The organism is Geodermatophilus sp. SYSU D01045, assembly GCF_054050295.1.
The window spans coordinates 29,425-43,505 of the sequence record NZ_JBJGZB010000023.1 but is presented as its reverse complement, the minus strand read 5'-3'; the positions used below and the strand labels follow the sequence as shown (position 1 = coordinate 43,505).

General features: G+C 77.1%; 12 protein-coding genes and 1 tRNA gene. 8 read left to right on the top strand and 5 right to left on the bottom strand.

Going from position 1 to position 14,081, the window contains the following annotated elements; all coding sequences use genetic code 11:
* Nucleotides 1–86 precede the first annotated feature (86 nt).
* From ACI798_RS18105 to ACI798_RS18095, 3 genes are all read left to right on the top strand, one after another.
* Complete coding sequence (locus ACI798_RS18105; RefSeq protein WP_457048579.1) at nt 87–2,768, top strand: ATP-binding protein; 2,682 nt, start codon at nt 87–89, stop codon at nt 2,766–2,768.
* Nucleotides 2,769–2,880: 112 nt separating this feature from the next.
* A tRNA-Gly gene (locus ACI798_RS18100) sits at nt 2,881–2,951 on the top strand.
* Nucleotides 2,952–3,012: 61 nt separating this feature from the next.
* Nucleotides 3,013–3,546 (top strand): TOPRIM nucleotidyl transferase/hydrolase domain-containing protein, encoded by a 534-nt coding sequence (locus tag ACI798_RS18095; protein ID WP_456942381.1) that lies wholly within the window; start codon nt 3,013–3,015, stop codon nt 3,544–3,546.
* 76 nt (nt 3,547–3,622) lie between these two features.
* On the opposite strand, the gene ACI798_RS18090 is transcribed toward ACI798_RS18095, so the two are convergent.
* Nucleotides 3,623–4,981 carry an aminotransferase class V-fold PLP-dependent enzyme gene (locus tag ACI798_RS18090; RefSeq protein ID WP_457048578.1) on the bottom strand — a complete coding sequence of 453 codons (1,359 nt, stop codon included), beginning with the start codon at nt 4,979–4,981 and terminating at the stop codon, nt 3,623–3,625.
* 127 nt (nt 4,982–5,108) lie between these two features.
* Here ACI798_RS18090 and ACI798_RS18085 point away from each other — a divergent pair, with 127 nt between their 5' ends.
* The 4 genes from ACI798_RS18085 (at nt 5,109) to ACI798_RS18070 (ending at nt 10,423) form a co-directional block, all read left to right on the top strand.
* The gene (locus tag ACI798_RS18085; RefSeq protein WP_456942379.1) at nt 5,109–7,298 is read left to right on the top strand and encodes a putative bifunctional diguanylate cyclase/phosphodiesterase; all 2,190 of its coding nucleotides are present in this window, start codon (nt 5,109–5,111) and stop codon (nt 7,296–7,298) included.
* Between the two features lie 72 nt (nt 7,299–7,370).
* Nucleotides 7,371–8,183 (top strand): putative protein N(5)-glutamine methyltransferase, encoded by an 813-nt coding sequence (locus ACI798_RS18080; RefSeq protein ID WP_456942378.1) that lies wholly within the window; start codon nt 7,371–7,373, stop codon nt 8,181–8,183.
* Nucleotides 8,184–8,234: 51 nt separating this feature from the next.
* The gene (locus tag ACI798_RS18075; protein WP_456942377.1) at nt 8,235–8,717 is read left to right on the top strand and encodes a universal stress protein; all 483 of its coding nucleotides are present in this window, start codon (nt 8,235–8,237) and stop codon (nt 8,715–8,717) included.
* A gap of 53 nt (nt 8,718–8,770) precedes the next feature.
* Nucleotides 8,771–10,423 carry a GAF domain-containing protein gene (locus ACI798_RS18070; protein WP_456942376.1) on the top strand — a complete coding sequence of 551 codons (1,653 nt, stop codon included), beginning with the start codon at nt 8,771–8,773 and terminating at the stop codon, nt 10,421–10,423.
* 16 nt (nt 10,424–10,439) lie between these two features.
* On the opposite strand, the gene ACI798_RS18065 is transcribed toward ACI798_RS18070, so the two are convergent.
* From ACI798_RS18065 to ACI798_RS18050, 4 genes are all read right to left on the bottom strand, one after another.
* Nucleotides 10,440–11,078 carry a response regulator transcription factor gene (locus ACI798_RS18065; RefSeq protein ID WP_456942375.1) on the bottom strand — a complete coding sequence of 213 codons (639 nt, stop codon included), beginning with the start codon at nt 11,076–11,078 and terminating at the stop codon, nt 10,440–10,442.
* Between the two features lie 69 nt (nt 11,079–11,147).
* Nucleotides 11,148–12,176: a type III polyketide synthase gene (locus ACI798_RS18060; protein ID WP_457048577.1), complete on the bottom strand. Its 1,029-nt coding sequence runs from the start codon at nt 12,174–12,176 to the stop codon at nt 11,148–11,150.
* Between the two features lie 40 nt (nt 12,177–12,216).
* Nucleotides 12,217–12,999 carry a methyltransferase domain-containing protein gene (locus tag ACI798_RS18055; protein ID WP_457048576.1) on the bottom strand — a complete coding sequence of 261 codons (783 nt, stop codon included), beginning with the start codon at nt 12,997–12,999 and terminating at the stop codon, nt 12,217–12,219.
* A 9-nt stretch (nt 13,000–13,008) separates the two neighbouring features.
* Nucleotides 13,009–13,353: a DUF3140 domain-containing protein gene (locus ACI798_RS18050; protein ID WP_457048575.1), complete on the bottom strand. Its 345-nt coding sequence runs from the start codon at nt 13,351–13,353 to the stop codon at nt 13,009–13,011.
* Nucleotides 13,354–13,463: 110 nt separating this feature from the next.
* Between ACI798_RS18050 and ACI798_RS18045 the strand changes: the two genes are divergently transcribed.
* Nucleotides 13,464–14,054 (top strand): DUF6328 family protein, encoded by a 591-nt coding sequence (locus ACI798_RS18045; RefSeq protein WP_456942371.1) that lies wholly within the window; start codon nt 13,464–13,466, stop codon nt 14,052–14,054.
* Nucleotides 14,055–14,081: the final 27 nt, after the last annotated feature.

Sequence of the window (14,081 nt, the reverse complement as noted above, 5' to 3'; positions counted from 1 at the left end):
GCAGCGGGGAGCAGGTCCGCTCCCGAGGTCCTGACGCGGTGGCGGCGGTCCCGCCCGCGTCCGCACGGCTGTGCCGGGAGGTGTGCGTGGCTGCGGATCCGGTCGTGGGCGGCGGTGTCCGCGACGTCGCCCCGGGTCCCGGCACCGAGGACGTCTTCGCCGGCGGCAGCGAGAACGGGCGGCTGATGGCCGCCTTCGACTGGGCGACGACGCCGGTCGGCCCGGTGGAGACCTGGCCGGCGAGCCTGCGCTACGCCGTCCGCACGGTGCTGGCCTCGCGGTTCCCCATGATCCTGACCTGGGGCCCGGAGTACACGCAGTTCTACAACGACGCCTACGCCACGCTCATCGGTGCGAAGCACCCCGGCGCCATCGGCGACGACCTGCGGATCACCCTCGCCGAGGGCTGGGCCGCACTGCAGGACCCGGTCGAGCGGGCGATGGCCACCCGCGAGGCCTCGTGGATCCCCCAGCTCCTCCTGCTGCTCGAGCGCGCCGGCTACCGCGAGGAGACCTACTTCACGGTCTCGCACGCCCCCGCCTTCGGGGACGACGGCGAGGTGGCCGGGATGCACGCGGTCTGCACGGAGGTGACCCGGCAGGTCGTGGCCGAGCGGCGGCAGCGGCTGCTGCACGAGGTGGCCACCGCGGCGGGCCGGCGCGAGGACGAGCGCGACCTCGCCGTCCAGGTGTGCGGGGCGCTGGAGGCCGACCCGCTCGACGTGCCCTTCGCCGCCGTCTACCTGGGCGACGACGAGGGCCGGCTGCACCGCGTGGCCACCGCGGGCGTCGGCGCCGCGGCGCTGCCCGCGACGGTGGGGGCGGCGGCCGAGCTCGGCGCCGTCGACGTCGCGGCCCTGCGCGTGCCCGGCGGGCCGTTCGGCGACGAGGTGGAGCGGGCGGTCGCGCTGCCGCTGTCGGGCGGGGCGGGCCGCGAGACGGTGGGCGCACTGCTGGTCGGCGTGAGCCCCAACCGGGCGCTGGACGAGGAGTACCGGACCTTCCACCAGCTGCTGGCCGCACAGGTCGCCGGTGCGGTCACCGACGCGCGGGCCTACGCCGCCGAGCGCGCCCGCGCGGAGGCGCTGGCCGAGCTGGACCGGGCCAAGACGACGTTCTTCTCCGACGTCAGCCACGAGCTGCGCACCCCGCTGACCCTGCTGCTGGCCCCCATCTCCGACGTGCTCGCCGAGTCCGGTGGGGAGCTGCCCGAGCCGGTGCGCGAGCAGCTCGCCCTCGCCCTGAGCAACGGCCGGCGGCTCAAGCGCCTGGTCGACGACCTGCTGGAGTTCGTCAGCATCGAGGCCGGGCGCACCGCCGCGGTGCGGGTGTCCACGGACCTGGCCGCCTGCACCGCCGAGCTGGCCGGCGTGCTGCGCGCCGCGGCCGAGCGGGCCGGCCTGACCCTCGACGTCGACTGCCCGCCGCTGCCCCGCTCCGCCGCGGTGGACCCGGGGATGTGGGAGAAGGTCGTCCTCAACCTGGTCGCCAACGCGGTCAAGTACACCTTCGTCGGCGGCATCACCGTCTCCCTGCGCGCCGAGGACGACGAGGTGGTCCTGCGGGTGGCCGACACCGGCGTGGGCATCCCCGCCGCCGAGCTGCCGGCGCTGTTCGAGCGGTTCCACCGGGTGACCGACTCCCCGGCGCGCAGCCGGGAGGGCACCGGCCTGGGCCTGGCGATGGTGCGCGAGCTGGTCGCGCTGCACGGCGGCACCGTGTCGGTGGAGAGCGAGCCCGGCACCGGGAGCACCTTCACCGTGCGGCTGCCGTTCGGCGAGCCCGACACCGACACCCCGCCGCCCGTCTCGGCGGCCGCCGTCCGCGCAGCCGCGCTCACCCCGTGGGACGACGACCTGCGCCGGCCCGCCCCGTCCGCCGACCCGCTGGGCACCGTGCTCGTCGTCGACGACAACGCCGACATGCGCGCCTACCTGACCCGGCTGCTGTCGCCGTCGTGGACGGTGCGGACGGCGGCCGACGGCGAGGCGGCCCTGCACGACGTCGCGCGGGTGCTCCCCGACGTCGTCCTGACCGACGTGATGATGCCGGGCCTGGACGGGTTCGGGCTGCTCCGCGCCCTGCGGGCCGACCCCGGCACGCGCGCCGTCCCGGTGGTCATGCTCACCGCGCGGGCCGGCCAGGAGGCCGCCGTCGAGGGCTTCGACGCCGGCGTCGACGACTACCTGCCCAAGCCCTTCGAGTCCGCGGAGCTGCTCGGCCGGCTGCGCGCGGTCCTCGAGCGCTCGCGGGGACGGCGGGAGCCGGCACCCCCGGCCGCGCCGTCGCCGTCCGCCCCGGCCGCTGCCGCTCCCCCGCCGCCGCGACCCCGCGCCGCCGACGCCGTCCCGGCCGTCCCCGCGGCGCCGGCCCCGGCGCACCTCCCGGGCGCGACGACGACGGCCTGGCGGTTCCCCTCGAGCGCGTCGGCGATCCCGCCGCTGCGCCGCCGGCTGCGGGCGCTGCTCGCCGACGCCGGCCTGGACGAGGACCGCGTCTACGACCTGGTGCTGGCCGCCTGCGAGGCCGCCACCAACGCGGTGGAGCACGCGCAGGACCCGCTCGAGCCGTACGTGGACGTCCGGGTGGCCGTCGACGACGGCGCGGTGGAGATCGCGGTGCGCGACCACGGGCAGTGGAAGGAGCGGACGTCGAGCATGGACCGCGGCCGCGGGTCGATGCTCATGAGCGCGTTCGCCGACATCACCGCGGTGCCGGGCCCGGAGGGGACCACGGTGACCATCCGCAGCCCCCGGCCCACCGATTGACCCGGCCCACCGATTGACCCGGCCCACCGATTGACCCGGCCCGCCGGCTGACCCCGGCCTGCCGACCCGTCCCGCCGTCCTTGCTACGCTGGCGTCCGGCCGTCAGGCCGCCGCGGGTGTAGTTCAATGGCAGAACATCAGCTTCCCAAGCTGACAGTGCGGGTTCGATTCCCGTCACCCGCTCTCCTCGCCTCCGTCCAGGAAGCCGGTGGCCTGCCCGTCCCCCGCGTGGGACCGTCCGCCCGTGCCGCTCCCGCCCGTCCTCCGCGCCGTGGTGCTCGTCGAGGGGGTCAGTGACCGCGAGGCCGTGCTGGCCGCCGCGCGGGGACTGGGCCGGGACCTGGCCGCCGAGGGCGTGGACGTCGTCGCGATGGGCGGCGCGCACGCCGTCCGTCGCCACCTCGCCGCGACCGGTCCCGGCGTCCGCGTGGCCGGCCTCTACGACCTCGCCGAGCGGGACGTCGTCCGCCGGGCGCTCGGCGTGCCCGACCCGGCGACGGCGGGGTTCTTCGCCTGCGTGGCCGACCTCGAGGACGAGCTGATCCGGGCGGTGGGGACGGCCGGGGTCGAGGCGGCCGTCGCCGAGCACCGCGAGGCCTCCGCCCTGGCCACCTTCCGGCGGCAGCCGGCGCAGCGCGGGCGCCCGGCCGAGGCGCAGCTGCGCCGCTTCCTGGGCACGACCAGCGGGCGCAAGGCCCGCTACGCGCGCGCCCTCGTCGAGCGGCTGGAGCCCGCGGCGGTCCCGTCACCGCTGCGCTCGCTGCTGGACCGCGTCTGAGCTCCCCGGCGCCGCCACGGGCGGCAGCGGACGACCAGCGTCCGCCGCGCGGGCAGCCGCAGCACCAGGCACACGGTCAGGCCCCCAGCAGGACCGGCGTCCGCGCGTCGCCGGGCAGGTACTCGCCCCGCTCGTCGACGCGGTAGCGGGCGCTCTCCTCCGGCGTCGCCGCCACGGCGCGCAGCGCGGCCCCGAGCGCCGCGACGTCGTCCAGGGTCGTCCCGCGGTTGGCGCTGGCGCGCACGGCGCCGGGCAGCTGGACCTCGCCGGCCCGGGCCGCGTCGTGGAAGGCGCGGACCTGCTCCTCGCTCAGCTCCAGCAGGCGGGCCATGTACGGGTGGGCGCAGAAGCAGCCGCTGCGCACGCCGATCCCGAACTCCGCGGACAGCCGGGCGGCCACCAGACCGTGCGGGAGGTCGTCGAGGAGGAAGGCCGCCACCGGCAGCCGGTCCCCCGTCGCCGGGCCCAGGCGGCGCAGCCCCGGGACCGTCGCGAGCTCGGCGTCCAGGGCCGCGGTGAGGGCGCGCTCGTGGGCGAGCAGGCCGGGCCAGTCCTCGGCCAGCTCCTCGGCCGCGGCGGCCAGGGCGACCGCGCCGACGACGTTCGGCGAGCCGGCCTCGTCCCGGTCGGGGGCGCCGGCCCAGACGACGTCGTCGAAGGAGACCGCCCGGACCGCGCCGCCGCCGACCAGCAGCGGCTCGCCGCGGCCGAGCAGGCTCCGCGGGGCGACGAGCGCGCCGGCGCCGAAGGGCGCGTACGCCTTGTGCCCCGACAGGACGAGGGCGTCGACGCCGAGGGCGGTCACGTCGATCGGCCGGTGCGGCGCCAGCTGGGCGGCGTCCACCACCACGAACACGCCGCGATCCCGCGCGGCGGCGGTGATCGCGGCCAGGTCGGGCAGCCACCCGGTGACGTTGGAGGCGCCGGTGAGGGCCAGGACGCGCGGGGTCGGGCGCTGGTCCAGCGCGGCGACGACGTCCTCGGCCGTGAAGGCCCCCCCGGCGCCGACCTCGACCACCCGCAGCCGCGCGGCGCGCCGCCACGGCAGGAGGTTGGCGTGGTGCTCGACCGCGGTGGTGAGCACGACGTCGTCCGGCTCGAGCGCGAGCCGGAACGCCAGCGCGTTCAGCGCCTCGGTGGTGTTGCGGACGAAGACGGCCTCGTGCGTGGCGGGGTCCGCCCCGACGAAGGAGAGCACGGTCTCGCGGGCGGCCTCGTAGCGGGCGCTGGTGTACCGGGACTTCGCGCCGGCGCCGCGGTGCACGCTCGAGTAGCGGGGCAGGAACTCCTGCACCGCCCGGGCCACCCGGACCGACGACGAGCTGGTGGCCGCGGCGTCGAGGTCGACGTAGCGGGTGAGCCCCCCGCCGGCCGTCGGGACGCGGACGTCCTCGCCGACGAGCCGGCCCGGGGAGGTGGCGGGAACCAGTCGCATGGGATCCCCATCGGCAGCGCCCGGCCGAAATCGAGCCCGGCGCTGCGCCTCCTGCCTGCGCACACCCCTGGGGGTGATCTGCGGCCACCGGCCTCAAGCGCCCGGGCACGGTGACGACGTCCTGGGCATGCATGCCTTCCAGCTCCGGGTCGACGGCGACCGGCGACGGCCGCGGGGCTTCCGTCTCACCTCACGGGTGTTCTGGGACCTCGCGGTGTGGATGGTCGGCCTCGGCATCGCGGTCGGGCTGGTGTTCCCGCCCTTCGCCACGGGCCTCGGGGTACCGGCCCAGTACGCCGACCGCCCGGTGTTCCGGGCGGCCTGCCTCGGTGCCGGCTTCCTGGTCGGCGGGCTGAGCTACGCGCTGTGCCGGTGCCTGGTCGGTGGGCGGCTGGCCGTCCTCAGCACCCACCTGCACTCGGTGGCGCAGACCATCTCGCACGCCAGCCGGACCGGGGACTGGTCGCACTCGACGTCGCAGCGGATCACCGTGGACTCCGACGACCAGCTCGGCGAGACCGCCCGCGCCTTCAACAGCCTCCTCGACGCCCTCGAGGCGGGGGAGCACTTCCGGTCGCTGGTCCGCAACGCCTCGGACGTCATCACCGTCGTCGATCCCGCGGGCACCGTCACGTACCAGACGCCGTCGGTGGGCTGGGTCCTCGGCTACCCGCCGGGGACGCTGATCGGCACCGACGTCCACGACCTGGTCCACCCCGAGGACGTGCAGGTCTTCCGCGAGCACCTCGCCCGCGTGGTCGCCGGGGAACCGCCGGCGACCTGGCCGGCCGCCCGCATGCGGCACCGCAACGGCTCCTGGCGCTGGACCGACACCGCCGCCCGCAACCTGCTCGACGACCCCGCCGTCAGCGGCATCGTGCTCACCACGCGCGACACCAGCGACCGCAAGGAGCTCGAGGACCAGCTGCGCGTGCAGGCCTTCCACGACCCCCTGACCGGCCTGCCCAACCGGGCGCTGTTCATGGAGCGCCTGCGCGCCGCGGAGGCGCGCGAGCGGGTCACCGGCACTCCCGCGGCGGTGCTGTTCCTGGACCTGGACAACCTCAAGACCGTCAACGACAACCTCGGCCACGACGGCGGTGACGCCCTGCTGCGGGTGGTGGCCCAGCGGGTCGGCGGCTGCCTGCGCCCCGAGGACACGCTCGCCCGCCTGGCCGGCGACGAGTTCGCCGTGTTGATGAGCGGCGCGCGCAGCGGCGAGCTCGCGCCCCTGGTCGCCGAGCGGGTGCTGGCCGCCCTCGCCCAGCCGGTCCACGTCGCCGACCGCGCCGTCCGCGCGAGCGTGAGCATGGGCATCGCCACCTCGGCCACCTGCGCCGCCAGCGGCCTGGGGCTGCTGCGCGCGGCGGACATCGCCATGTACGTGGCCAAGTCCAGCGGGAAGGGGCGCTACGAGACCTTCCAGCCCAGCCACCACGCCGCCCACCTCGAGCGCGAGCGCCTGCTCGCCGACCTCTACCAGGCGCTGGACCGGCAGGAGCTCGTCCTCCACTACCAGCCGATCGTCGACCTGGCCTCGGCCACCACCAGCGGCTACGAGGCCCTGGTGCGCTGGCAGCACCCCACGCACGGGCTGGTGCCGCCGGCGCGGTTCATCGCGCTGGCCGAGGACAGCGGCCTGATCGTCCCGATCGGCCGCTGGGTGCTCCGGGAGGCCACCCGCCAGGCCGCCGCGTGGCAGCAACCGGACGGCAGCGGCCCGCGGATGAGCGTCAACGTGTCGGTGCGCCAGTTCCAGCACCCCAGCCTGGTCGGCGACGTCGCCGAGGCGCTGGACCGCTCCGGCCTGGACCCCCGGCGGCTGACCCTCGAGATCACCGAGTCGCTGCTCGTGCAGGACGCCGCCGCCACCACCGGCAAGCTGGAGGAGGTCAAGGACCTCGGCGTCCGGCTGGCCCTCGACGACTTCGGCACCGGCTACTCGTCGCTGGGCTACCTGCGCCGGTTCCCCATCGACGTCCTCAAGATCGACAAGTCCTTCGTCGACGGCGTGGCCACGAGCCCGGAGGACCACGCGGTCATCGGCGCGATCGTGCAACTGGGCCAGACGCTCGGCCTGGACCTCGTGGCCGAGGGCATCGAGACCGCCGACGAGCTGGCCGCGCTCCGCGGTCTCGGCGTCGGGTACGGGCAGGGCTACCACCTCGGCCGTCCCCTGCCCGCTGCGGCGCACGAGGAGGAGGCGGCGGCTCCCGGGGTCGAGCGCCGCCGGCCGGACTCCCCGGGCGCCGCCCTGCGGGCCGCCCCGGCGCCCCGCGCCGCCGGGGAGGACGTCCCGGCCGCGTCCCCGCGCTGACCGCCCCGGCACGGCCGGACACCGGCGGCCGTGCCAGGGTCTGCCCGTGGACCCGTCCGCGGAGGCCGGGGGGTGAGCGCGGAGCCCTCCCCCGCGGCTGTCGACGACCTCGTCGCGCGGCTGCGCGCCGCCGGGTGCGTCTTCGCCGAGGACGAGGCCCGCCTGCTCACCGCCGCCGCGGCCACGCCGGAGGAGCTCGACGCCCTCGCCGGGCGGCGCGTCGCCGGGGAGCCGCTGGAGCACGTGCTCGGCGAGGTCGAGTTCTGCGGCCTGCGGGTCTCCGTCGGCCCCGGCGTCTTCGTCCCGCGCCGGCGCACCGCGGCCCTGGTCGGCCGGGCGGTGGCGGTGGCGCGGGCGGCGTGGGCACGGGAGGGGCGGGCGCCGGTCGCGGTGGACCTGTGCTGCGGCTGCGGCGCGGCGGGCCTCGCGCTGGCCACCGCCGTCGAGGTGGCCGAGCTGCACGCCGCCGACGTCGACCCCGCCGCGCTGCACCACGCCCGGCGCAACCTCGCACCGGTGGGCGGGCACGTGCACGGCGGCGACCTCTTCGACGCGCTGCCGGGGCGGCTGCGCGGGCGGGTCGACGTCCTGGTGGTCAACGCGCCCTACGTGCCCACCGCGGCGCTGCCCCTGCTGCCGCCCGAGGCCCGCCTGCACGAGCCGCGGGCGGCGCTCGACGGGGGCGCGGACGGCCTCGACGTGCACCGCCGCGTGGCCGCGGGCGCCCCGGCCTGGCTCGCCGCCGGCGGGGTCCTGCTGGCCGAGGCCGGGGAGGACCAGGCGCCCGTGCTGGCCGCGGTGCTCGCCGCCGCTGGTCTGCGGGCGGACGTCCACGGCCCCGGGGAGGACGGCACGGCGGTCGTCACGGGGACCCGAGGGGGCTGACCGGGTCCTTGGTCCCTGTCCGAACGCGCCGCGTGTCGCGAGGATCACTGCATGGCAGATCCGACCGCCTCCGTTCCGTCCGAGGACCGGTCCGTTCCGCCCGTCGAGCCCGTCCGGCTCGTCCCGCAGCTCTCCCGCCGTCCGGCGCCCTCGATCGTCGTCCACGTCGACGGCTCGTCCTCCGGCTACGGCGCCCTGGTGTGGGCGCTGCGCGAGGCGGCCCGCCGCGAGGGGACCGTGCTCGCCGTCGACGTCGTCGACGGCGGGGAGGGGGCGCTGAACGGACAGCGCCCGGCCGGGGAGCACGTCCGTGCTCTCGCACTCGAGCGGGTCGAGGCCCAGGTCGTGCGGGCCATCGCCGAGACCGGCGTGACCGGCCGCGTCCGCATCACCACCCTGGAGCGACCCCTGCTGGAGGCCCTGGTCGGGGCCGGCCGCGGCGGTGACCTGGTGCTGGTGAACGGTGCGGGACGCGCCCTCCTGCGGCAGGTCACGCCCCGCACCCCGACACGCCGCATCGCGCACGGCGCGTGAGCCCCCCGGCGCGCGACCAGCCCGGTGCGCACCAGGAACCCTCCGGACGGGCCGTGACCCCGCCCGGCCCGGAGGGCGTGCCCCCGGCGTTCGCCGCCGGCGTGCGGGCGGCCGCCGCCGGTGAGCACCTCGAGGCGACGCTGCACTCGATCGTCGAGGCGGCGGTCGCGCACGCCGACGCCACCTACGGCGCACTCGGCGTCCTCACCCGCGACGGACGGCGCCTGGACCGGTTCGTCATCGTCGGCATGGACGAGGAGACCCGCGGCGGCATCGGCCGCCTCCCGGCCGGCGCGGGCATCCTCGGCCTGCTGGTCGACCACCCGGAGGCGCTGAGACTCGACGACCTCGGCGCCCACCCGGCGTCGGTCGGCTTCCCCGCCGGCCACCCGCCGATGCAGTCCTTCCTCGGCGTGCCGGTGTGCGTCCGCGACTCCGTCTTCGGCCACCTCTACCTGACCGAGAAGCGCGCCGGCGGCCCGTTCACCGAGGCCGACGAGGAGGCGGTGCAGGCGCTGGCCGCGGCCGCCGGCCTGGCCATCGAGAACGCGCGGCTGGCCGAGGCCGCCGAGCGCCGCCGGGCGTGGGTGCAGGCCGGCACCGAGGTGGCGACCGAGCTGCTCTCGGGGGAGGACCCGGCCGAGGTGCTGCTCACGGTGGCCGAACGGGCCGTCGCGCTGAGCGACGCCGAGGCCGGGGCGCTGCTCATCGCGCAGGAGGGCGACCCCGAGGCGCTGACCATCGTGGCCTCGGCCGGCTACATGGCCGGCGAGCTCGACGGGGTGCGGGTCCCGCTGGAGGACACCCACGTCGGCCGGGTGCACCGCACCGGGCTGGGGGAGCTGGTGGAGGACGTCGCGGCGGACCCCGTGCTGGGCCGGCACGCCGAGGTCGCCGTCGAGCTCGTCCGCGGCGCCCGCTCCGCGGTCATCGCCCCGCTCGGCCCGGCCCTGGGGACCCTGGTCTGCCTGCGCCGCGCCGACCGCGAGCCGTTCGACGCCGAGGTCCTCGAGGCGCTGTCCGCGTTCGCCGGTCAGGCCGGGCTGGCCCTGGAGCTGGCGCGCAGCCAGCGGCGCGAGCGCCGGCTGCAGGTGCAGGCCGACCGCGACCGGATCGCCCGCGACCTGCACGACCACGTCGTCCAGCGGATCTACGCGACGGCGCTGACGCTGGACCGCATCGGCCGGACGCTGGAGGACGTCGACCCCTACGCCGCCCGCCGCATCGGGCGCAGCGTCGACGAGCTGGACGGGACGCTGGCGCAGATCCGCTCGGCGATCTTCGGCCTCCACGACGACGTCGTCCCCGAGGGCCTGGCCGCGGGGGTGGCCGACACCGTGCGGCAGGCCACCGAGGGTTCCCCGGTGCAGCCGGGGCTGCGGCTGCGCGGGGACCTCGACGGCCTGCCCGCGGGCCTGGCCGCCGACCTGCTGGCGGTGGTGCGGGAGCTCGTGACCAACGTGGTCCGGCACGCCGGCGCCGGCCGGGTCGAGGTCTCGGTCGAGGTCGGGGAGGACGGGCCGGGCGCGCCGGTGTCCGTCCGGGTCACCGACGACGGCTGCGGGCTGCCCGCGGTCACCCGCCGCAGCGGGCTGGCCAACCTGGCCGAGCGGGCCGAGCGCCGCGGCGGGCGGCTGACCGCGACCGGAGGTCCGGCGGGCACCGAGGTGAGCTGGACGGTGCCGGGGCCGGCGCGGCGGTCCTGAGCGCCCGGCCCGCCGGTCAGGAGCGGCGTCCGCGCAGCTCGGTGGCCAGGATCGCGGCCTGGGTGCGCCGCTCCAGCCCCAGCTTGGCCAGCAGGTGGCTGGTGTAGTTCTTGACCGTCTTCTCGGCCAGGCCCATCCGCTCGCCGATCTGCCGGTTGGTCAGCCCCTCCCCGATGAGCATGAGCACCGAGCGCTCCTGCTCGGTGAGCGCGGACAGCCGCCGGTCGCCGTCGGGCCCGGCGCCCGGCCGCCGCCCCGGCCAGCCGGCCAGCGTGCTGCCCCCCGCGACCGTGTGCACCGCGGAGACCAGGTCCGCGCCCCGCACCTGCTTGACCACGTAGCCGGCCGCTCCCGCCGCCGCGGCCGACGCGACCGCCGCCTCGTCGGCGTAGCTGGACAGCACCAGGCAGCGGACGCCGGGCAGCCGCTCCCCCAGCCGGCGGATGAGCTCGGCGCCGTCGCCGTCGGGCAGCCGCATGTCCACGAGGACGACGTCGGGCCGGACCGCCGGGCAGCGGGCCAGGGCCTCCGCGACGCTCCCGGCCTCGCCGACGACCGCCAGCCCGGGATCGTCCTCGAGCACCTCGGCCACCCCCCGGCGGACCACCTCGTGGTCGTCGACCAGGAACACGCGGACGGACGTACCGGTGACCACGACCGACCCCCCTCCACGACCGAGATCGGGATCACAGAGGGTAGTGCCGGGACGGCCCGTTCCGCGAGGTCAGATCGGCAGGAGTAGCGCTGCGTACAGGGTCAACCCCGGACCGAAGGCCGTCACGACCACGGGGCCGTCGACGTCGGCGAGCTCCTGGAGCACCAGCAGCACGGTGGCCGACGAGCAGTTGCCGTGCTCGGCCAGCACCCGGCGCGACACGGCGACCTGCGCCTCGGCGAGGCCCAGCTCGTCGCGGACCACGTCGATGATCCGCGGGCCCCCGGGGTGCACCGCCCACCCGGCGACGTCCTCGACCCGCAGGCCCGCGCCGCCGAGCAGCTCGGTGACCACGTCGCCCACGTGCCGGGACAGGACGTCGGGGACCCGCGGGGACAGGCCCATGCGGAAGCCGAGGTCGGTGACGTCCCAGGTCATGTGGTCGGCCGTCGAGGGGTCGGTGCGCGCGACCACCCCGGCCAGCCGCCGCCCGCGGCCGGCGCCGGGCTCGACGACGACGGCGGCCGCGGCGTCGGAGAACAGCGCGTGGGCGACCACCTGGTCCAGGTCCCGCTGCGCCGGCTGCACGTGCAGGCTGGTCAGCTCGCAGCACAGCAGCACCGCCGGGCGCGAGCGTGCGGCGACGAAGTCGCCGACGGCGGCCAGCCCGGGCAGCGCGGCGTAGCAGCCCATGTGCCCGACCAGCAGCCGCTGCAGGCCCGCGGGCATGCCCAGGTCGCTGGCCAGCCGGATGTCCAGCCCGGGGGTGGCGTACCCGGTGCAGGTGGCGACGGCGAACAGGCCGACGTCGCCCGGCGCGAGGCCGGCGTCGTCGAGCGCCCCGGCGACCGCCTGCTTCCCCAGCGGGAGCGCCTCCTCCACGTAGCGGGCCATGCGGGCCCCGGTGCTCCACCGGCTGAGGTCCTCGTCGACCGGGTTCGCGACCGCGTGCCGGGTGCGCACGCCGGCGCTCGCCCAGATCCGGCGGGCGGCGCGGACGCCCTCGTAGTGGCGGGCGAAGAACCCCTCCCACGCCGCGTCCTGGTCGAGGGGTGCCGGGAGGGCGGCCCCGGCGCCGGTCAGCACGGCGGCGCTCACCCGCGGGGCTCCCGGGGGAACGCGCTGCTCAGCGAGGTGATCACGCCCCGACCGTACGGGCGGGGGCGGTGCGGCGCTCCTCGGGTGGCGCGCCGTCACCCGGCGGACGCGTCGCGTCGCGCCTGCGTCCGTGGCCGGCGAACAGCACCGCCGTCGTGGGCAGCTCCCGCATCCGGACGACGTCGCGCCGGCCGAGCCGCCAGGCGACCAGGTCGCGCACCGACGGGCGCAGCCCCACGAGCCGCAGGTCCAGGCCGAGGTCGTCGGCGGCGGCGAGCAGCCGGCGCCGGTCGACGAACAGGGCGGGGTCGTGGATCCCCGGCGGCGGCCCGCCGGGGACCCGCTCCATGAGCCGGACGGCGATCAGCTCCGCCAGCCGGGTGGCGGCGATCGCGTCGACGACCAGCGTGCCGCCCGGGCGCAGCAGCCGCGCGGCCTCGGCGAGCACCGCGACGTCGTCGGCGACGTGCTCGAGGATCTCCCCGGCCACGACGACGTCGGCGCAGCCGTCCCGCAGCGGCACCGCCAGCACCGAGCCGCGCACCGCGGCGACGCCGTGATCCGCCGCGACGGACAGACCCGCGGCGTTCAGGTCCACGCCGACGTGCCGGTAGCCCAGGCGGGCCGCGTGCGGCGCCATGAGCCCGCCGCCGCACGCGAGGTCGACCAGCAGGGCGCCGGGATCCGGCGCCGGGGGGATGTAGCGGGCCCGGTGCGCGGCCAGCCAGTGCAGCATCGCGAAGCCGCCCGAGGCCTCCCACCACTGGTCGGCCAGGTCGTCGTACATGGCCGGGTCGTTGCGGCGGGGGTCGTCGATGCGCACGGGGCGGGGCTATCCCTTCTTCAGCGGGTCGTGGCCCCAGTTCATCAGCGAGTACCGCCACTTGGAGTCCTCGACGTCCTCCTTCTTCGGCTCCTGGGCCAGGTGCCGCTGGACGTAGCCGTGGACCTTCTCCATGTGGGCGTAGTCGTCGTCGGTGAGGTCGCCCCTCTTCTTGTGCAGCAGCTCGACGATGCGCCGGCCGGACTCGTGCCCGGTGGACTCCCCGGAGCCGCCGCTCTTCTGCCCCACCGACCGCGACTCGTCGGTGTCGAGCCACCTCTCCAGCTCCGAGGCGCTCATGTTGACCGCCTCGTCGAAGTCCTTCCTGACGGCGTCCCGGTCGTCGTCGGCCACGGCCCCTCCTCGGTCGGTCCTCCCCCGGCGGTACCGCGGCGCCGACCTCGGGAAACGGCGACCGGGCGCGTCCCCGGGTAGGCGGGCCCCGTCCCGGGTACCCGGACGTCGTGGTGCCGGCCGGGAACGGCAACGGGAGGACGACGACGCGCGGGCGCGCCGGCGGCTTCGACGTCTCCGCCGCGACCCAGAACGCGGAGGCCCGCGGCGAGAGCCTCGACCAGGTGCTCGACCGCAACCTCGCCGAGCTGCTGCAGGAGCTGCGGGTCGCCATCACCGGCGTGCAGGTGCTGTTCGCCTTCCTGCTCGGCCTGGCCTTCACCCAGCGCTTCACCGAGCTCGACGGCTTCCAGGTCACCGTCTACACCGTCACGCTGCTCGCCACGGCCCTGGCGACGGTGGCCCTCATCGCGCCCGTCGCCTTCCACCGGCTGGTGTTCCGCCGGCGGCGCAAGGCGGTGCTCATCGCGGTGGGCGACCGGCTGCTCCTGGTGGGTCTCGCGCTGCTGGTGCTGGCGATCAGCTCCGGCGTGCTGCTCGTCCTCGACGTCGTCCTGGGCCGGGGTCCGGGGATCGTCGCGGGGGCGGGCGTCCTGCTCCTCGGGACGGCGACCTGGTACGGGCTGCCCCTGTGGGCGCGGCGCGCGGACACCGCCCACCCGACCGACGCGCAGTGGGACGGGGGGCGGCCCGCAGACTGAGCGCCGTCGTCGCCGCGCTCCCGGAGG